18 protein-coding genes are annotated in these 19,153 nt (G+C 70.1%); 13 read left to right on the top strand and 5 right to left on the bottom strand.

Features of this window, described 5'->3' with window-relative positions; translation table 11 throughout:
- The coding region (locus tag A3CQ_RS58320; RefSeq protein ID WP_157297144.1) for a glycosyltransferase at window positions 1–1,452 on the bottom strand (1,452 nt) is incomplete at its 3' end.
- A 242-nt stretch (window positions 1,453–1,694) separates the two neighbouring features.
- Between A3CQ_RS58320 and A3CQ_RS60350 the strand changes: the two genes are divergently transcribed.
- From A3CQ_RS60350 to A3CQ_RS0146245, 3 genes are read left to right on the top strand one after another with little or no spacing between them, the layout of a single operon-like run.
- Complete coding sequence (locus A3CQ_RS60350; protein ID WP_020517790.1) at window positions 1,695–2,561, top strand: LLM class F420-dependent oxidoreductase; 867 nt, start codon at window positions 1,695–1,697, stop codon at window positions 2,559–2,561.
- Window positions 2,558–3,217: an HAD family hydrolase gene (locus A3CQ_RS60345; protein ID WP_020517789.1), complete on the top strand. Its 660-nt coding sequence runs from the start codon at window positions 2,558–2,560 to the stop codon at window positions 3,215–3,217. Before A3CQ_RS60350 ends, A3CQ_RS60345 begins: the two co-directional genes overlap by 4 nt.
- Complete coding sequence (locus A3CQ_RS0146245; protein ID WP_020517788.1) at window positions 3,217–4,035, top strand: alpha/beta fold hydrolase; 819 nt, start codon at window positions 3,217–3,219, stop codon at window positions 4,033–4,035. The genes A3CQ_RS60345 and A3CQ_RS0146245 overlap by 1 nt, the downstream gene beginning before the upstream one ends.
- Before the next feature lie 111 nt (window positions 4,036–4,146).
- Here A3CQ_RS0146245 and A3CQ_RS0146240 read toward each other — a convergent pair whose 3' ends face one another.
- Window positions 4,147–5,322: an FAD-dependent monooxygenase gene (locus tag A3CQ_RS0146240; protein WP_020517787.1), complete on the bottom strand. Its 1,176-nt coding sequence runs from the start codon at window positions 5,320–5,322 to the stop codon at window positions 4,147–4,149.
- Window positions 5,323–5,403: 81 nt separating this feature from the next.
- Here A3CQ_RS0146240 and A3CQ_RS0146235 point away from each other — a divergent pair, with 81 nt between their 5' ends.
- From A3CQ_RS0146235 to A3CQ_RS0146220, 4 genes are all read left to right on the top strand, one after another.
- Complete coding sequence (locus A3CQ_RS0146235) at window positions 5,404–6,069, top strand: TetR/AcrR family transcriptional regulator (RefSeq protein WP_020517786.1); 666 nt, start codon at window positions 5,404–5,406, stop codon at window positions 6,067–6,069.
- 50 nt (window positions 6,070–6,119) lie between these two features.
- Entirely contained in the window at window positions 6,120–7,790 is a 1,671-nt protein-coding gene (locus A3CQ_RS0146230) for a sodium:solute symporter family protein (protein ID WP_020517785.1), read from the top strand.
- Window positions 7,791–7,803: 13 nt separating this feature from the next.
- Window positions 7,804–8,097 carry a hypothetical protein gene (locus tag A3CQ_RS0146225; protein ID WP_020517784.1) on the top strand — a complete coding sequence of 98 codons (294 nt, stop codon included), beginning with the start codon at window positions 7,804–7,806 and terminating at the stop codon, window positions 8,095–8,097.
- Window positions 8,098–8,226: 129 nt separating this feature from the next.
- Window positions 8,227–8,481 carry a hypothetical protein gene (locus A3CQ_RS0146220; RefSeq protein WP_157297142.1) on the top strand — a complete coding sequence of 85 codons (255 nt, stop codon included), beginning with the start codon at window positions 8,227–8,229 and terminating at the stop codon, window positions 8,479–8,481.
- 48 nt (window positions 8,482–8,529) lie between these two features.
- Here A3CQ_RS0146220 and A3CQ_RS0146215 read toward each other — a convergent pair whose 3' ends face one another.
- Window positions 8,530–9,642 (bottom strand): PQQ-dependent sugar dehydrogenase, encoded by a 1,113-nt coding sequence (locus A3CQ_RS0146215; RefSeq protein WP_026206943.1) that lies wholly within the window; start codon window positions 9,640–9,642, stop codon window positions 8,530–8,532.
- 116 nt (window positions 9,643–9,758) lie between these two features.
- Here A3CQ_RS0146215 and A3CQ_RS0146210 point away from each other — a divergent pair, with 116 nt between their 5' ends.
- From A3CQ_RS0146210 to A3CQ_RS0146195, 4 genes are all read left to right on the top strand, one after another.
- Window positions 9,759–11,252, top strand: coding sequence for an alpha/beta hydrolase (locus tag A3CQ_RS0146210; protein ID WP_157297140.1), 1,494 nt, complete (start codon window positions 9,759–9,761; stop codon window positions 11,250–11,252).
- An 84-nt stretch (window positions 11,253–11,336) separates the two neighbouring features.
- Entirely contained in the window at window positions 11,337–13,109 is a 1,773-nt protein-coding gene (locus A3CQ_RS0146205) for an ABC transporter ATP-binding protein (protein WP_020517780.1), read from the top strand.
- The gene (locus tag A3CQ_RS0146200) at window positions 13,106–15,037 is read left to right on the top strand and encodes an ABC transporter ATP-binding protein (RefSeq protein WP_020517779.1); all 1,932 of its coding nucleotides are present in this window, start codon (window positions 13,106–13,108) and stop codon (window positions 15,035–15,037) included. Before A3CQ_RS0146205 ends, A3CQ_RS0146200 begins: the two co-directional genes overlap by 4 nt.
- A 40-nt stretch (window positions 15,038–15,077) precedes the next feature.
- Entirely contained in the window at window positions 15,078–16,859 is a 1,782-nt protein-coding gene (locus tag A3CQ_RS0146195) for a gamma-glutamyltransferase family protein (RefSeq protein ID WP_020517778.1), read from the top strand.
- A gap of 4 nt (window positions 16,860–16,863) precedes the next feature.
- On the opposite strand, the gene A3CQ_RS0146190 is transcribed toward A3CQ_RS0146195, so the two are convergent.
- Window positions 16,864–17,484: a ribonuclease FAU-1 family protein gene (locus tag A3CQ_RS0146190; RefSeq protein WP_040434190.1), complete on the bottom strand. Its 621-nt coding sequence runs from the start codon at window positions 17,482–17,484 to the stop codon at window positions 16,864–16,866.
- A 56-nt stretch (window positions 17,485–17,540) separates the two neighbouring features.
- On the opposite strand from A3CQ_RS0146190, the gene A3CQ_RS0146185 reads away from it, so the two are divergent.
- Window positions 17,541–17,903, top strand: coding sequence for a metalloregulator ArsR/SmtB family transcription factor (locus A3CQ_RS0146185; protein WP_020517776.1), 363 nt, complete (start codon window positions 17,541–17,543; stop codon window positions 17,901–17,903).
- Complete coding sequence (locus A3CQ_RS0146180; RefSeq protein WP_020517775.1) at window positions 17,900–18,394, top strand: SRPBCC family protein; 495 nt, start codon at window positions 17,900–17,902, stop codon at window positions 18,392–18,394. The genes A3CQ_RS0146185 and A3CQ_RS0146180 overlap by 4 nt, the downstream gene beginning before the upstream one ends.
- Window positions 18,395–18,396: 2 nt before the next feature.
- On the opposite strand, the gene A3CQ_RS0146175 is transcribed toward A3CQ_RS0146180, so the two are convergent.
- Window positions 18,397–19,149 (bottom strand): hypothetical protein, encoded by a 753-nt coding sequence (locus tag A3CQ_RS0146175; protein ID WP_020517774.1) that lies wholly within the window; start codon window positions 19,147–19,149, stop codon window positions 18,397–18,399.
- Window positions 19,150–19,153: the final 4 nt, after the last annotated feature.

Genomic DNA, 19,153 nt, shown 5'->3' with positions numbered 1-19,153 from the left:
GCCCGCGCCGCCGATGCCGGAGGTGCCCGCGCCGCCGATGCCGGAGGTGCCCGCGCCGCCGGGGCCGGAGACACCCGTGCCGCCGGAGGCGTCGGTCCCGCCTAGGCCGGAGGCGCTCGTGTCGCCGGGGCTGGAGGGGTCGGTCCCGCCTAGGCCGGAGGCGTCCGCGGTGGCGGAGTCCGAGGTGTCGGCCTTTCCAGGGCCTGACGTGCCGGCGCTGCCCGGGCCGGCCGCAGGGTCGGGGAGGTCGATCGCGCGGGCGCCGACGCGGCCCGGATAGCCGGAGCGCCAGGCGTGCGGGGTCAGGTTGGCGATCGAGCGGGGCGACGTGTGCGAGATCGGGTTTTCTCCCGCCTGCCACAGGTCGCGGGCCGGGGCGAGACGGCGGCTCGGCGGCCCCCACAGCGGCTCGCCCTTCGACCGGCGGTCGGACGCGGGCCGGCCGGGCCGGGTGGAGGCCTGGTCCTGGGTGGTCTCGCCGTGCGCGTCGGCGGCGGCGAGCCGGGCACCGAGTCCCCACCGCGGGCCGAAACCGGTGCGGGCGGCGGAACCGTCGGGGCGGGTGGAGCCGGCCCGGGCGGCCGGACCGTCCGGCTGGGCCGAAAGCTGGGCCGAAAGCCGGGACGAGGGCTGGGACGAGGGCCGGGTCGATGGCCCGGATGACGGCCGGGTCGAGGGGTCTCCGTCGGCGCGGGCATCGGAGTGGCGCCCCCGGCGACCGCGGAGCTCGCCGGCCATGACGCGCAGCCAGTGGGTCAGGGTGGGGCGGTCGGCGCGGGCCGGGCGGCTCATCCGGGGGTAGGCGACGCTGCCCACCTCGGCCACGCGCAGGCCGAGCACCGCCGGGCGCAGGGTGAGCAGCGGGAACAACTCGGGTCCGTCCGTCCGGGCGGCGCCCGCGCGCGGCGACGGGTCGGGCAGGTCCAGCCGCTCCAAGGCGTCCCGCCAGAACGCCGTGTAACCGAAGCCGGGGTCGGTGCGGTCGGTGCCGAACACGGTGTTGACGATCCAGATCAGCAGGAGGTTGGCCCAGCGCCGGAAACGGCCGCCGGTCAGGTCGCGGCCGCCCTCGCGGTAACGGGAGCCGAGGACCACGTCGGCGCCGCCGGTCAGGGCGTCTACGTAGCGCGGGATCTCGCCGGGATCGGTCGAGCCGTCGCCGTTCAGCGTGACCACTACGTCGCAGCTGCTCGCGGCCAGGCCCGTGGCCAGGGCATTTCCCGCGCCGGGGCGGCCGGGGCGCAGCACCCGGGCGTCGGGCCGCGCGGAGCGGACCACCGCCGCCGTCTCGGTGGTCGGTCCCTCGCACACCACGATGACCTCGTCGACCGGGGGCAGGCCGCGCAGCATCAAGGGAAGGCCGCCCGGATCGCGGACGGGGATGACGACGCTTACGGACGGTGATGGTCGGCGATGACGGATCGTCGCTGGGTTGAGCGGCGAGGGAGGCATGGCGGTGCTCCTCACGTGGAACTGCTGATCTTTGAAGCTACCGGCCGGCAACCGAACAGCAACTCATCGGAACGGTGGAGGCCACTCCTTCGGGCGGTCGGAAACGGCTCTGCCGAACGGGGTGACGGAACGTATGCGTCTCGTACACCGCTACTGTGCGTACAAACCGAGGAGGATCCGAGGTAGGGTTTGGGTGATTGCGGATCAGACGCGGGTGAATGTCTGTCGGAAGGAAAAAGGCAGTGAAACTTGGCCTGCACATCTCGAACTTCACCTGGCCCGAGGGCGCTCCGCGGCTCGGCGCCGTGCTCGCCGACGTGGCCTCGTCGGCCGAGGAGGCGGGGTTCGACCGGGTCAGCGTGATGGACCACGTCTGGCAGATCCGGGGAGTCGGCCCGGCGGAGAACGACATGCTCGAGGCGTACACCGCCCTCGGCTACCTCGCGGCCCACACCAAGGCCGTCAAGCTGTTCACCATGGTCACCGGCGTGACCTATCGCGACCCCGGCCTGCTGGCCAAGGCGGTCACCACGCTCGACGTGCTCTCCGGCGGCCGCGCGATGCTCGGCATCGGCGCCGCGTGGAACGAGGACGAGTCGCGCGGTCTCGGGCTCTTCTTCCCCTCGACGAAGGAGCGTTTCGAGCGGCTGGAGGAGGCTCTCCAGATCTGTCAGCAGATGTTCACCGGCGACGAGACGCCGTACCAGGGCAAGCATTACCAGCTCGGCCGGCTGCTCAACTCGCCGATGCCGCTGACCAAGCCGCACCCGCGGATTCTGATCGGCGGCGGCGGCGAGAAGAAGACGCTGCTGCTCGTCGCGAAGTACGCCGACGCGTGCAACCTCTTCCCGAGCCCGGAGGTGGGGCACAAGCTCGACGTGCTCAAGCAGCACTGCGAGACCGTGGGCCGGGACTACGACGAGATCGAGAAGACCGTCATGTTCCACTACGACCTCACCACCAAGAGCCCGGGCGAGATCATCGAGGGCCTTCGCGGCCTGGCCGCCATGGGCTTCCAGCAGGCCCACGGCAGCCTGGTCAACGCGTACGACACCAAGCAGTTCGAGGTCTTCCAGAAGGAGATCATCCCAGCGGCAGCGGAGCTGTGAGCACGATCAGGGCGGTCGTCTTCGACCTCGACGGCGTCATCATCGACTCCGAGGAGGTCTGGGAGGAGGTCCGCCGGGGGTACGTGGCCGAGTACGGTCGCGAGTTCCTCCCGGACACCCAGGACCGGATGATGGGCATGAGCACCGGCGAGTGGTCGCGGCACCTGGCCGAGGAGGTCGGCGTGCCGCGCACCCCCGAGCAGGTCGCGGACGACGTGCTGGGCCGGATGGCCGAGCGGTACCGCGCGGACCTGCCGCTCATCCCCGGCTCGGTCGAGGCGGTGCGCCGTATCGGCGAGCGCTTCACGCTGGCGCTCGCCAGCTCGTCGTCCCGGGTCCTGATCGACCAGGTGCTGGCCACGGCCGGGCTCACCGACGCCTTCCAGGTGACGCTCTCCACCGAGGAGGTGCCGCGGGGCAAGCCGTACCCCGACGTCTATCTCACGGCGGCCGAGAAGCTCGGTCTCGCCCCGGCCGTCTGCGCCGCGGTGGAAGATTCGAGCAACGGCCTGCGCTCGGCCGCGGCGGCCGGCCTGGCCGTGGTGGCGGTGCCGCACGGTGTCTACCCTCCGGCGCCGGATGCGCTGGCCAAGGCGACGCTGGTGGTGTCGGATCTGCGCGAGCTGACAGTGGAAGCTATCGATAGGCTCCGCTGATGGGGGAATTCCGGTCGGCCGCGGGTACGGACCTGCACTACGAGCTGCGCGGCGACGGGCCGCTCCTGGTCTGCCAGCCCGGCGGACCGGGGCGGCCCGGCGGCTATCTGGGCGATCTCGGCGGGGTGGACCGCACGCATACTCTGCTGCTGCTCGACCAGCGCGGCACGGGGCTTTCCGCGCCGGCGCCGTCGCACGTCTTCACGGACATCGCCGAGGACCTCGAACGGCTGCGGCTCGACCTGGGGGTGGACCGCCTCGACCTGCTCGGGCACTCGGCCGGGGCCTGGCCGGTGCTTGCTTATGCGGCGCGGCATCCGTCTCGGGTGTCGCGGCTCGTGCTGCTCGCGCCGTCGCGGATCCCTATCCCGATGGGAGCAGACGAGCCCAACCAGGATGTGCTGGTCAAGAGATGGTTTGCCGCGGAGCCGTGGTACGCGCCGGCCAAGGCGGCGTGGGATGCGGGGCTCGACAGCGAGGAGCCGGATCCGGCGTTCATGCCGCTGGTTTATGGGGCCGATTCCCCGGCGGTGCGGGCGCATGCTCGGCGGGCGGAGGTGATCGGGGATTACACGGATTTCTGGGCGGACACGCTTGACCCGGGAGATCTGGCGGCGGTGGGTGTGCCGGTGACCATCGTCGCGGGGGAGCGGGATGTTGTCACTGGGCTGGCTGCTCCGCATGTGCTGGCGGATTGGCTTCCTAACGCTTCTATTGTTTGGCTGGCTGGGGCTGGGCACTATCCGTGGGTTACTCATCCTGAGGCTACTCGGGAGGCTATTGAGGTGGGGTTGTCTCGGGGGTCGCCGCCGCTTTGAAGACCGTGGGGCTCCGCCCCCGGCTTCAGCTCGGAGATCACCCCCGGGTTTCTCTGGGCGGCATTCGCCGCCAAACCGAAACCGGCGCCGCCGCTCGGCGAGGGTTGAGGGCTAACTAGCTGCTAGGGCGGCGTAGTTGGGTAGGTCTAGGTTGGTGCTGCGGTCGGCGGCGATTTTGAAGGTCAGGTCTATTACCCACTTCTGGTTGTTGAGGAAGTTGCGGGCTCGGATGCCGGTCCTCGTCTTGGGAGCCAGGAACTTGCCGGTGGTGTCGCCGCCTTTTTGGGTGCCTCGGGCGAACTTGCCGATTCGCTTTTCGTAGGCGGGGAAGGCGATGCGGTGGTCGCCGTTGGCTTTGGCCAACTCGCCGGCCAGGACGTAGGCCGAGACGATCGCGGTGCCGTTGCCCTGGCCGCCGATGGTGGCGCCGCAGGCCGCGTCGCCCACCAGTGCTACGCGGCCCTTGGTCCAGGTGGGGTTGTCTACCCGGCAGATCTGGTCGAACCAGACGTCGGGGGCGGCGTCGAGCAGGTCTAGCAGGCGCGGGGCCAGCCAGCCCATACCGGTGAAGCGGTCGCGGATCAGGCGTTTCTGGGCGTCGCGGTCGTGGCGGTCGTACCGCAGCTTGGGGGAGGCGAAGGCTACGAAAGCGGAGGCGATCGTGGGGTCCTGGTGGTTGCCGCCGATGCTCATCATCGCGCCGGGCTCGTTGTGCAGGAGCATGTCGCGGGTCAGGCCCCACTCGTTCGGCACGTCCCAGCCGCCGACGTAGTAGCCCAGGTGTTTCACGAACTGCTCCTCGGGGCCGAAGGCCAGGCGGCGGACGCCGGAGTGGACGCCGTCGGCGCCCAGCACCAGGTCGAAGTCGCGCTGGAGGCCGCTCGCGAAGGTCACGGACACGCGGTCGGGTGTCTCGGTCATCGCGGTGATGCGGTCGCCGAAGAGGAACTCGGTGCCGGGGGCGGACTCGCACAGGACGCGGGACAGGTCGCCGCGCTGCACCTCGAGCTCGCCCCCGGCCAGGCCGGCCGGCCACTCCATGAGGCGCTCGCCGTCGGCGTCGACGAAGCGCATGGCGGTGCCGTGGGTCTCCATCGCGCGCAGGGCCGGCAGCACGCCCATCTTGTCGAGCACGCCCATGTGCAGCTCGCCGCGGAAGTCGACGGCGCTGCCGCCGGTGCGCAGGGCGGGCGCCACCTCGACGATCGTCGGGCGGTGGCCGAAGCGGCCGAGCCAGTGGGCCAGCGCCGGGCCCGCGATGCTCGCGCCTGAGATCAGGATCTCCATCGTTCTCGTCTCCCCGAAAATTGTGTCCGCCGGACTCGGTTATTTCTGTGTACGGTAGACGCTGTTTGAAGGGAAGGCAACATGACTGGTGATTTCTTCTGGGCGCAGCGCCCCCGGCCGACCCGCGGCCCCAAGCCGGCGCTCACCCTCGACCAGATCGCCGAGGCGGGAATCGCGATCGCCGACGCCGAGGGTCTCGCGGCCGTCTCGATGCAGCGGGTCGCGGCCGACCTGGGTTATACGAAGATGTCGCTCTACCGCTATCTGCCCGGCAAGGCCGAGCTGGTCGGGGCCATGCTCGAGCGTGCGCTGGGCGAGCCGCCCGAGATCTCCGGCGGCTGGCGGGACGGGCTCACCCACTGGGCGACGGCGCTGTTCGAGGGGTATTCGGCCCACGCCTGGGCGCTCGAGGCGAGCACCGGCCGCCGCCCGGTCGGCCCGGTCGAGATCGCCTGGCTGGAAAGAGCGCTGAGCGTGCTACCGCCCGGCCTGACCGGCGCCGAGCGGTTCGACACGGTGGCCACCGTCTCCGGCCACGTCCGGATGTTCGCCGGGCAGAGCGTCGGCCCCGAGGGCGACCTGACCGCCGCCATGAGCGTGGTCCTGCGCGATCACGCCGAGCGATTTCCGGCGGTGGTCGCCGCGCTCATCGACATCGATGCGCACGGCGGCACCGACGACGCGTTCGCGTTCGGGCTCGGCCGCATCCTCGACGGATTGGAAGTGCTTGTCGCGCAACGGGTGTGAAGCATGTTCTTGGTGGGTAGACGGTGGCCACTTGGCCTAGGAGGTGGCCCGTGCAGGTGCTCGCAGCGAGCGGACTCCGGCTCGACCTGGACGTCTACGACTACCTGATCCTCGCGCTCTACTTCATCACCGTGCTGGGCATCGGCTTCGCGGCCCGCGCTGCGATCAGGACGAGCGCCGACTTCTTCCTCTCCGGGAGATCGATGCCGGCCTGGGTGACCGGCCTCGCCTTCATCTCGGCAAACCTCGGAGCCCTCGAGATCCTCGGCATGGCCGCCAACGGCGCCCAGTACGGCCTGATGACCCTGCACTACTACTGGGTCGGCGCGGTGCCCGCGATGGTCTTCCTCGGCATCGTGATGATGCCGTTCTACTACGGCTCCAAGGTGCGCAGCGTCCCCGAGTTCCTGCGGCGGCGCTTCAACAACGGCACCCACCTGTTCAACGGGATCAGTTTCGCGGTCGCGCAGGTGCTGATCGCGGGCGTCAACCTCTTTGCCCTCGCGCTGGTCCTGCAGACGCTGCTGGGCTGGCCGCTCTGGATCTCCATCATGCTGGGCGCGGCCATCGTGCTCGCCTACATCACCCTTGGCGGCCTCTCCTCGGCGATCTACAACGAGGTGCTGCAGTTCTTCGTGATCCTGGCCGGTCTGATCCCGATCACGATCGTCGGGCTCACCAAGGTCGGCGGCGTCGACGGCCTGTTCGAGAAGGTGCGGCAGACCCCGCTCGGCGAGCCCGGGCTGCACACCTGGGCCAACACCGGCAGCACGGACAACCCGCTCGGCGCGAGCTGGATCGGCATCATCTTCGGCCTGGGCTTCGTGCTCTCGTTCGGGTACTGGACGACCAACTTCGCCGAGGTGCAGCGCGCACTGTCGGCCAAGAACATGAGCGCCGCCCGGCGTACGCCGATCATCGGCGCTTTCCCCAAACTGGTGATCCCGGTGGTCACCGTGGTGCCCGGCCTGATCGCGCTGGTCACCGTCAAGGGGCTGGGCGCCGAGAGCGGCGACCTGCAGTACAACTACGCGATCCCGCAGCTCATGCGGGAACTGCTGCCCAACGGTGTGCTCGGGGTGGCCGTGACCGGCCTGCTGGCCTCGTTCATGGCCGGCATGGCGGCCAACGTCTCCGGGTTCAACACCGTCTTCACGTACGACATCTGGCAGAGCTACGTCCGCAAGGACCGCAGCGACGAGTACTACCTGCGCGTCGGCCGGATCGCCACGGTCGGCGGCGTGCTGATCGGCATCGGCACCGCGTTCATCGCGGCCGGCTTCAACAACATCATGAATTACATCCAGGCGCTGTTCTCGTTGTTCAACGCCCCGCTGTTCGCGACTTTCATCGTCGGCCTGTTCTGGAAGAGGATGTCCGCCTGGGCCGGCTTCTGGTCGCTGGTGCTCGGCACCCTGGCCTCGCTGACGCTGTACCTCCTGCACCTGGGCGACGTGATCAAGTTCAACTCCGACCTGGACGAGAGCTTCTGGGGCGCGGGCGCCGCGTTCGTGGTGGCCGTGATCGTGGCGCTGATCGTCACCCAGTTCACCCCGTCGAAACCCGAGGAGGAGCTTCGCGGCCTCGTCTACGGCCTCGGCGGCAGCACCACCTCCGGTGACGTGATCCTCGCCGCCGACAAGGTGTGGTGGCGCAACCCGGTGCTGCTCGGCGCGATCGCGCTGGTCCTGGCCGTGGTCCTGTACATCCCGGTCTGGTGAGGGGATACCTGACATGGCAAACGAATCCGACGCCAGTCGCCGCCGCGTTGTCCGGCTCTTCGACGTCCGGCTGGTGATCGGCGGGCTGTTCGTGGTCTACGGCGTGATCGTCACGCTGATCGGGCTGTTCGACACCTCCGCCGAGATCGCCAAGGCGCAGGGCGTGCACATCAACCTCTGGATGGGCATCGCGATGCTCGTCTTCGGCCTGCTCATGCTGCTCTGGCTCCGCCTGAGCCCGCCCGAGCCCCTCCCCGGCGCCACGGACGACGAGGCCGACACCGCCCCGAGCGACGACCAGGATTGAGGCGGCCACGGCCCAAAAGCGGCGGAAACGGGTTTGCTGATTACCGGAACGGTGTGGAACGGGTGCGGCTCGGTTGCACAGCCTCCGCATATCTTCCAGTGAGGGGTCTGACCTTCCGATAGACAGGGCATGGAACCACTCGCCGCAGTCAGCCTCGCCACCTCCGGCGGTAGCCGTCCCGCCGGCTGGCAGGCTCAAGTGAGAATCGATTACGTCATCAACAAGGTCGCGCAGACTCATCGCGGGCAATCCGAGCATGAGGTTGCGCAGGCGATCCACGACCAACTCCGTGCCGTCGGAGTGGTCCCGAACGGGCGGCAGATCGCGCAGTACGCCAACGCGATCTCGTCGCTCCCGGAAATACCCCCGAACAACAAGAAGTGAGCGCGAGGCCCGGTCCGTGAAGCCGTCCACGGACCGGGCCGAACGCGTTCAGGCCGCCGGCGCGAACCGCAGAATGCGATCGTCCGAATCCACCGGATGACCACGACCGTCCCGGTTCGAGGTCAGCACCCACAGCGCCCCGTCCGGCGCGGCTCCCACGGTCCGCAGCCGCCCGTACTTCCCGGTGAGAAAGGCCTTCGGCGAGTGGGTGCCGAGCGCCACCGTCCACAGCCGCTGGCCCTTCAGCGCGGCCACGTACAGCGTGTTCCCGATGATCGCGGCCCCCGAGGGCGAGGCGTCGTCGGTGCGCCACTGCACGATCGGGTCGGCGTACTTCGGGTTGTCGCCCTTGCCCTCCACGACCGGCCATCCGTAGTTCTTGCCGGGCTCGATGATGTTCACCTCGTCCCAGGTGTCCTGGCCGAACTCGATCCCGTACATCGTCCCGTCGGCCGACCACGCGAGTCCCTGCACGTTACGGTGCCCCATCGACCAGATCGGCGAGCCCGCCGTCGGGTTGCCCGGCGCCGGCTTGCCGTCCCGGGTCAGCCGGAGGATCTTCCCGTTGACGTCCGTGGGGTTCTGCGACTGCTCACCCTCGCTCGCGTCGCCGGTGCCCACGTAGAGCATCCCGTCCGGGCCGAACGCGAGCCGCCCGCCGTTGTGCCGCGGCCCCCGGGTGATCCCGTCGAAGATCACCGTGGGCGTGTCGTCCGACAGCCGGAATCGGGCGATCTTGTTCTCGTCCTCGGCGGTGTAATAGGCGTACACATATTTGTTCTGCCGGTATTGGGGGTCGACGGCGAGGCCGAGCAGCCCGCCCTCGCCACCCGACCGCGATTCGTCGATGTGGTAGACCCGCTTGGGCTGGCCGCCGCCGACGGGAATCTGGAATATGTCGCCGCGGTTCCGCTCGCCGACCAGCGCGGTGCCGTCCGGCAGGAACGCGAGACCCCACGGAACCTCGAGCCCGGTCACGATCGTCTGCGGCTTGCTCAGGTCCGGGGCCTTGGCGGCGACGGAGCCGGAGGTGGGTGCGGCCGGCGACGGCACGGTGACCTCGGCGCGCGGTGAGGAGGACGAAGAAGGCGACGAGCAGCCGCCGACAATAAAAGCGGAAGAAACGGCAAGCACAAGACGCATGCGTGTCCCGGTTGTCATCGGTACACCGTGCCACGCCCCGGCGAACTTCACCCGTTTCCCAGACTGCCGATCATGATTCGTCCGACGATAAGCCGGCGCGGTGCCGCTGCCGTGCAGGGCGGAGAGACATCGCGGTGCGAGCTTTGGCGCGACCCTTGCGGGCCGCGATCGTCATGATCCTTTTCGCGTACGCGGTGAGCACCGTCCCGGCGAAGGCGGCGGCGGAGACGGCGGAGGCGGCGGAGGCACCGGCCATCGCGTGGAAGCCCTGCCCCGAGAACGCGAAGGTCCAATGCGGCACGATTCGCGTCCCGGCCGACTGGGCGAACCCGGCCGGCCCCACGGTCGCGCTGACCGTCGCCCGCCGCCCGGCCACCGACCCGGCCCAGCGGATCGGCGCCCTGCTGGTCAACCCGGGCGGCCCCGGCGGCTCGGCCGTCGACTTCACCTTCGACGCGCCCGGCTTCTTCACCGACGAGCTCCGCAAGCACTTCGACATCGTCGGCATGGACCCGCGCGGCGTCGGTCGCAGCAGCCCGGTGCTCTGCTCGCAGGATCTGGTCGACCAGCGGCCGCCCCTGCTGGTCGAGTCCGCCCGCGACTACGCCACCACGATCGACTACAACCGCCGGCTGGCCGCCGACTGCGCGGCCCGTACCGGCCCGGTCTTCGGCCACGTCGACACCGGCAGCGTGGTGCGCGACGTCGACGCGCTGCGCGAGGCCCTCGGCGAGCAGAAGATCAGCTTCTACGGCGCCTCGTACGGGTCGCTGATCGGCGAGCAGTACGCCGAGCGTTACCCGCAGAACCTGCGCGCCCTGGTCCTGGACGGCGTGATGGACCACAGCGCCGGCCTCGGCACCTTCCTGGTCCAGGAGACCGACGCCGCCCAGGACTCTTTTCACGAGTTCGTGTCGTGGTGCGCGCACGACGACTCCTGCGTGCTGCGGGGCCAGGACATCCCGGCGCTGTGGGCGCGGCTGGTCGCCCGGGCGCGGGCCGGAACGCTGGAGAACCCGTACGACCGGCCGGCGAAGTTGAACCAGTCCGACCTGATCACCGCCGCCTTCGCCGCGTTCTACGAGCCGCAGTGGTACTCGTTCGCCTACTACCTGCGCGACGCGGACGCCCCGCTGGCCAAGCGGCGTACCGCGGTGCCGCCGTCGGTCGACATCACCGACCACAGCTTTCCCGCCGTGATCTGCTCGGACTGGTACCTGCCGATCACCGGCTTCCCCGACCTGCACCGCCGCCTGTCGATCCTGGCCGGCCGCGCGCCGCAGATGGCCGCCTCGCCGCTGGCGCTGGCGGCCACCGTCGGCTGCCTCGGCTGGCCGGCCGCCCCGGCCAATCCGCAGCGGCCGCTGGTCGCGCCGGCCGGCCTGCCCCCGGTTCTGCTGATCGGCTCGCGGCACGACCCGGCCACCGCGTACGCCTGGGCGCAGCGCGTCGCCCAGCAGCTCGGCCCGATCGCCAGCCTGATCACCTACGAGGGCTGGGGCCACGTCGTCTACGACCACAGCCCCTGCGTGTCGGGCGCCGCCGACGCGTACCTCATCGGTCTGGTCCGCCCGAAGGCCGGCGCGACCTGCCCGGGGATCGAGCCGAAACCGTACGGAGTCGGCTGAGTGACGCATCACTCTGGCGGTGCCACCGGCGAGGAGTATCGTTAGCCAAGCTAACTACACGCTCCGTCCTCGGGGAGGCGCTGCTTGAGCCGACGCGCGCCCAAGGCGTCCATCGACCCTGATGTCCGCAAGAGCTGGCTGCGTCGCGCGCTGCCGCTCGTCAAGGCCCATCGGGCCCTGCTGATCACCTCGCTGGTGCTGTCGTTCATCGGCCTCGTCGTGCAGGTGCAGATCCCCAACCTGGTCCGCATCGGCATCGACGACGCGATCGTCGCCCGCACCGGCAAGCTCTCGACCTACGTCCTGGCGATCATCGCCCTGGCCCTGCTGCAGGGCGGGATCAACTACCTGGCCCGGCTCTACCTGCTGCGCACGGCGTACGAGATGGAGTACGACCTGCGCAACATCGTCTACGCCCATCTCGTACGGATGCCATTTGGGTTTTACGACCGCGTGCAGTCCGGCGAGCTGATGTCCCGCTCCGGCTCTGACATCCGGGCCGTGCAGATGTACCTGTCGTTCGGCCCATCGATCCTGGTGCAGTGCCTGATCGCGGTTGTCGCCTTCGTGCTGATGCTCTCGATCAACGTGCCGCTCGCGATCGTGGCCATGGCGACCATGCCGATCATCGGCGTGCTCGGCGTCAGCATGCGCAAGGCGATCTTCCCGGTCTCGTGGATGATCCAGGCGCGGCTGGCCCAGCTGGCCACCGTCGTCGACGAGAACATCCAGGGGGTACGGATCGTCAAGGCGTTCGCGGCCGAGGGGCGCCAGCTGCGCACGCTCGCCGAGAGCGCCGACCGCATCCGCTGGGCCTACCGGCAGGACGCCCGCATCCGCAGCCGGTGGAACCCGCTGCTGGACAACCTGCCCCGGCTCGGCCTCGCGCTGGTGCTGCTCATCGGCGGCCTCATGGTGATCAACGGGCACACCACGGTCGGCACGATCGTCGCGTTCAACTCGTACGTGCTCATGCTGCAACCGCCGTTCCGGCTGCTCGGCATGATGATCATGATGGGGCAGCGGGCGTCGGCCTCGGCGCGCCGCATCTACGAGATTCTCGATACGCCCAGCGAGATCCTGGACGACCCGGACCCGGTCGACCGGCCCTTGCGCGGCGATCTTGCGTTTGTGGACGTCTCCTTCGCGTACCCGAACGGGACCTTGGCTCTTGAGGGGCTGAATTTGACCCTCCGGGCCGGGGAGACCGTGGCCGTCGTCGGCGGCACCGGATCGGGCAAATCGACGCTGGGGCGGCTCGCGGCCCGCTTCTACGACGTGACCTCGGGCAGCGTGACCATCGACGGCGTCGACGTGCGCCGGATCAAGCTGTCGACGCTGCGCGAGCAGGTGGGGATCGTGCCGGACGAGCCCTTCCTCTTCTCGCTTTCGATCCACGACAACATTGCGTACGGGAGACCCGACGCCTCGCGGCGCGAAGTGATCGAGGCGGCGGTCGCGGCGGGCGCCGACGAGTTCATCCTCGAGCTGCCGGACGGCTACGAGACCGTGGTCGGGGAGCGCGGTTACACGCTCTCGGGCGGGCAGCGGCAGCGGATCGCGATCGCCCGGGCGCTGCTGGTCGACCCGCCGGTGCTCGTGCTCGACGACGCCACCAGCGCCATCGACGTCGGTGTCGAGCAGCGGATCCACGGCTCGCTGAAGGAGCGCATGCTCGGCCGCACCACGCTGATCGTGGCCCACCGGCTCTCCACGATCAGCCTCGCCGACCGGGTCGTGCTGATGGCCGGCGGCAAGGTGATCGCCGACGGCACACACGAGTCGCTCCTGGCTTCCGAACCGCGTTATGGCGAAGTCCTGGCGGCGTCGTCGTCGGAGAGCGCGGTGACCGCATGAGCATGTTCGGCGGTGGCTTCGGTGGCTTCAGCGTCGGTGGCCGGCCCACGATGGGCGCGGCCGGGCGCAAGGGGAACGGCCTGCCGTTCGCGGGCATCCCGTCGGATCTCGCGGAGGGTGTCGCCAAGCTCGAGGCGAAGGAGCCCGACCACGGGGACCCGGGGATCGCTTTCGACCCGGTGGCCGACTCGGGCGCGAAGATCTCGATCGGCCGGCTGCTGATCGGGCGGCCCGGGCTGCTGCTCGCGGCCTCGCTCGCCATCCTCGTCGAGACGCTGCTGCTGCAGGCCGGCCCGTACCTCGTGCAGATCGGCATCGACCACGGCATCGCGGCGCGCGACCTGCGGGTGCTGGTCGTCGCGACGATCTGCTTCGTGGCGGCGGTGCTGCTCACCGGCGTCGCCACGACGGTGCGCATGCGCAAGACCGGCGTGCTGGCCGCCTCGGCCACGCGTGACCTGCGGATCCGCATCTTCGCGCACCTGCAGCGCATGTCGCTCGACTACTACACCGAGGAGAAGGCCGGCGTCACCATGACCCGGATGACCTCCGACGTGGAGTCGTTGCAGAGCCTGCTGCAGGACGGTTTCGCCCAGTTCCTGATCCAGGCGCTGACCATGGTGGTGGTCACCGCCGTGCTCTTCCACTACGACGTATCCCTGGCGATCTTGACGTTGGTCCTGGTGGTGCCGCCGCTCACGGCCGCGTCGTTGTGGTTCCGGTACGCGGCGGACCGCGGCTACAACCGTCAGCGCGACACGATCGCGGCGATGTTCGCGGACCTGTCCGAGAGCCTCAACGGGGTACGGGTCGTCACCGCGCACAACCGGCAGGAGCGCAACGTCGTCGCGCACCGGTCGGTGGTGGGCCAGTACCGCGACGCCAACGACTGGACCGGGCGGATCAACGCGATCTACGGGCCGGGGACATCGGTGATCGGGCTCATCGCGATGGCGATCATGCTGCTGGTCGGCGGGCACCAGGTGCTGCAGGGGACGCTGACGATCGGCGAGCTGACCGCGTTCGTGCTGTACATCAACGCGTTCTTCCAACCCGTGCAGCAGTTGGTGCAGCTCTACACGCAGTACCAGCAGGCGAAGGCGGCCGTCGGGAAAATCCGGACTTTGCTGCATACCGCGCCGTCGGTGCGGCAGTCGCCGTCGGCCGTCGTGCTGCCGCCGGTCGCGGGGGAGATCGTCTTCGACGACGTCACCTTCGGGTATTTGCCTTCTCATCCGGTTTTATCGCATCTGTCGCTCACGATCGCTCCCGGCGAGACCGTGGCCTGCGTCGGGCCGACCGGGGCCGGGAAGTCGACGCTGGCCAAGCTGGTGACGCGGTTCTACGATCCGCAAGCCGGACATATCCGTATTGACGGGCACGACCTGCGGGACGTCACGCTCGCCTCGCTGCGGACGCAGATCGGGGTGGTGCCGCAAGAGCCGTTCCTCTTCGCGGGGACGCTGCGGGACAACATCGCCTTTGCCCGCCCCGGCGCTTCGGACGAGGAGGTCTGGGCGGCCGTCGACTCGGTCGGGCTGCGGGAACTGGTCGAGCGCGCGCCCGAGGGCCTCGACACCCCACTGCACGAGCGCGGCCAGTCGGTGTCGTCCGGCGAGCGGCAGCTGCTGGCGCTGGCCCGGGCGTTTCTGGCCGAGCCGCGGGTCGTTGTGCTCGACGAGGCGACCTCGAGCCTCGACCTGCGCTCCGAACTGCGCGTGGAGGCGGCGCTCGACGCGCTGCTGGAGGGCAGGACCGCGATCCTGGTCGCGCACCGGCTCTCCACGGCGATGCGCGCCGACCGGATCATCGTGGTCGACGACCACGGGATCGTCGAGTCGGGCAGTCACGCCGAACTCGTGCGGACCGGGGGTCCTTATGCCGCCATGTTCGAGACGTGGGCGTCGACTTCTGGTAGGCAGGGATAGACAGACACCTCTGCCGCCAACTGCCCACTTCGGAGGATCGATGCGGATCTTGCCGGTTCTAGCAGCAGCAACCCTGTCCTCGACGCTGATCGCGGCCCCGGCCTCGGCCTCCACTCCCGTTCTCGGGCCGACCGCCTACGGGTACGGCGGCGGGATCGCCACCGTGGACGCGACCGCCACCGCGGCCGGCCTCGACGTGTTGCGCCACGGCGGCAACGCGGTCGACGCCGCCGTCGCGGCCGCGGCCACCCTCGGCGTCACCGAGCCGTTCGTGGCCGGCCCGGCCAGCGGCGGGTTCTTCGTCTACTACGACGCCAAGCGGCACACCGTCTCCACCATCGACGGCCGCGAGACCGGTCCGGCCACCATGACGCCGACCTACTTCATCGACCCCGCCGACGGCCTGCCCTACGACTTCCAGGAGGCCCGGGTCAGCGGCCTGTCCACCGGCGTGCCCGGCGCGCTGGCCATGTGGGACGACGCGCTGCGGCAGTGGGGCACCCGCCGGCTGCCGGGCCTGCTGCGCGACGCGGCCGCCGTGGCCGACCGCGGGTTCGTCGTCGACGCGCAGTTCCGCCAGCAGATCACCGACAACCTGGCCGCGTTCGGGCAGTTCGACTCGACCAAGGCGCTGTACCTGCCCGGTGGCGCGCCGCCCGCGCTCGGCACGATCCAGCGCAACCCCGACCTGGCCGCGACGTACCGGCAGATCGCCCGCCAGGGCATCGGCGCGTTCTACCGCGGGCCGATCGGCGCCGACCTGGTCAAGACCGTCCAGCATCCGCCGGTCTCGTCCAACCCCGTCGGCACCTGGGCGTACCCGATCCGGCCGGGCGTGCTCACGATGGACGACCTCGCCGCGTACCGGGTGCGGCGGCCGGCGCCGACCGTCTCCGACTTCCGCGGTCTCAAGGTGTACGGCATGTCCACCCCGTCGAGCGGGGGCACGGCCGTCTCCGAGGCGCTCAACATCCTCGAGAAGGTCGACCCGTCGCCGGCCGACGTGACCCAGGTGCTGCACACCTACCTGGAGGCGTCCGCGCTCGCCTTCGCCGACCGCGGGCGCTACGTCGGGGCGTACACGCCGAATGAGGTCTTGAAAAAGCTCGCCTCGGACCGCTGGGCCGCCCAGCGCGCCTGCCAGATCTCCCCGGCCAAGGCCATGGCCAAGCCGGTCGGCCCCGGCGACATCAACGCCTCGGGCTGCACGCCGGCCCCCGCGACGGCCACCCCGGACAACGGTTTGAGCACCACGAACATGACGGTCACCGACCGCTGGGGCAACGTCGTCGAGTGGACCTTCACGCTCGAGCAGTTCGGCGGCAACGGCATGGTCGTGCCCGGGCGCGGCTTCATGCTCAACAACGAGCTCACCGACTTCAACTTCACGCCCACCCAGGGCGCCTTCCCCGACCCGAACCTGCCCGGGCCCGGCAAGCGGCCGCGCAGCTCGATGTCGCCGACGATCGTCCTCAAGCAGGGCAAGCCGTTCCTGGCGCTGGGCTCGCCCGGCGGCGCGTCCATCATCACCACGGTCCTGCAGATCCTGCTCAACCGTGTGGTCCTCGGTATGCCGCTGCCGGACGCGATGGCCGCGCCGCGCGCGTCGCAGCGCAACACGGCCGGCATCCAGGCCGAACCGGCCTTCCATACGCAGTACGGGCCGGCACTGACCGATCTGGGCCATACGTTCGGGCCGGACATGGCCGAGCTGGGCGCGGCCACGGCCATGGAGTTCACGCGCCACGGCGGCATCATCGCCTCGGCCGAACCGGTCCGGCGCGGCGGAGGCGCGGCCGGCGTCGTCCATCCGTCCCGCTAGTTGTCTATCGGTGGGCCCTGTCCCAGCCCGGGGGCAGGGCCGCCGGTCGCCAGGCGGGATCCGGGCGGAAATCGGTGAGCGTGCCGTCGAACGGGAACTCGCCACTCTCGGCCAGCTTGATCAGCCGTTCGCCCTCGGCCCTGATCCGCCCGGCCGCCTCGGCGTCGAAGTAGCCGTCCCGGCCGGTGCGGGCCGCGAGCTCGTCCTCGTCCTTCCAGCTCCAGGTGCGGTCGGGTTCGACCAGGACGTCGAGCACGTGGTCGGTGCAGTCGACGCCCTCGTCGTCGCGCTCGGCGGGCGTCTCCAGGTTCACGTACCAGAGCGCGAACTCGCCGTCGCGGAACATCCACCAGATCGAGTACGCCGCGCCGGGCGGCATCAGCATCAGGACGTCGTGATCGCGCCAGGTCTGCCGGGTCAGCCGCGGATCGCGCAGGTCATCGACGGCCAGGTCGTGCGCGGTGCGGCCGTCGGCATCGACGAGCGCCGCGAACTCGCTGCCGGCCATGAGCCACAACAGCAGTCCCGCCTCGTCGTCGCGGACCACCCGCGCCGGCTGGACGAACGTGTACCGCTCTCCGCGAAAGTAGCGACGGAGAATGAGCTGTCCGGGCGCGAAAGGCATGATCGCGACCGTACCGCCCTTTGCCAAAAGCGTAACGTACTGGTTACGCTTCACCGGTGGACGAGGTGGCAGCGGCGATCGCCGACCCGGTGCGGCGAGCCATCCTGGTGATGCTGCGGGAGCGGCCGCTCCCGGCCGGGGAGATCGCCGACCGGTTCCCGATCAGCCGGCCCGCCGTCAGCCGGCACCTGCGTGTACTGCGGGAAAGCGGACTCGTCCGCGACACGCTCACCGGCCGCCAACGCCTCTACGAACTCGACGCGTCGCGGTTCGCCGGCCTGATCGCGTGGCTCGACCAGTTCGGCCCGGCCGCCGGCTGGGCTGGTCGCCTCGACGCATTGGAGACCGAGGTCTATCGCACCCGTCGCGAGCGCCGCCGGCGTGACACGACGGATCACGGACAGGAGAACACCGCATGACCAATACACCCACCGGCCGGCTCGTTCCTTCGGCCGACGGCAACGCGCTCGTCGTCAGCCGCACGTTCCGGGCGCCCATCGAGGACGTGTGGGCCAGCGTGACCGAGCCCGATCGTACGGCCCGATGGTTCGGAACCTGGAAGGGCGACGCCGCCCCCGGCCGCATGATCAAGGTCCAGATGGGATTCGAGGAGCAGGCGCCCTGGCTCGACAAGCGGATCGACGTCTGCGACCCACCACGGCGACTGGCCCTGTCCGACGAGTCCGGCAGCATGCGCATCGAACTGCTGCTGTCCCAAGCCGGCGACCTGACCGAACTCCAACTCGTCCACCACCTCGACCCGGCCGACGCGATCGGCGACTACGGTCCCGGCTGGGAGTACTACCTCGACATGCTGGTGGCGGCCCGCGACGACCTCCCCACCCCCAGCTTCGACGACTACTACCCGGCGATGAAGCCCTACTACGAGGCGCTGCCCACGCCCGCGTGACCTCACGACCGGGGCGGGTCGACGCCGAGCGGGCCGCCCAGGACAGGGGAAAGCCGGGCGGCAAGAGGCGCGTCGACGAGCGCGATCTCCGCGATCAGCGCGGTCGTGGCCGCGCCAAGAGCCCGGGTGAGTTCGGCGTGGTCGAGCGTACGGACCAGGGTGGCGTTCAAGGGCGCGGTCACGTCGGGGGGAAGCAGGTGGGCGCCCTTGGCGTAGCTGGTCGGATGGCCGAGGCGTAGGCAGGCCAGGGCCAGGACCTGTCCGCGTAGGGCGCTGATCCAGTGCTCGGCCTGCCACCAGCGGTGTCGCTGGATGCAGACCCACGCGTGCAGGGCGTGGTGCCAGCCCAGCCCGGCCAGATGCCGTCGACTTGGCGGCGGGGTGGCCGTTGCGGGTGCGGGCAGCCCGAAGACGGTACGCCAACTCGGGCCATCCGGACCGAATTCCGCGGCCGGCGCGAACGCGATGTCGATTTCGAGGCCTCGGGGCAGCAGGAACACCCGATACACCGCTGAGCGGGACGGCAAGTCCCAGTGGTGAACGGCGGCGAAGTCGCGGTAGAGCAGTTCGGTCCAGCGGCGCATCGTCGTGTCCAGCGAGCCCTCGACACCGAACGCCAGGTCGATGTCCGACCATCGGTCGCCGCCGTCGACGGCCTGGGATCCGGTGATGGCGGCACCGACGATGGCCGGGTCACCCTCGGCCAGGCCCAGCAACCGGTCCCGGACAAAGTCGCGCTCCTCGACGGAGAACACCGCG

It is taken from the genome of Paractinoplanes globisporus DSM 43857, assembly GCF_000379645.1.
Lineage (GTDB): Bacteria > Actinomycetota > Actinomycetes > Mycobacteriales > Micromonosporaceae > Actinoplanes > Actinoplanes globisporus.
Note: the sequence above shows the minus strand (reverse complement) of the source record. Positions and strands in the feature narration are given on the sequence as shown.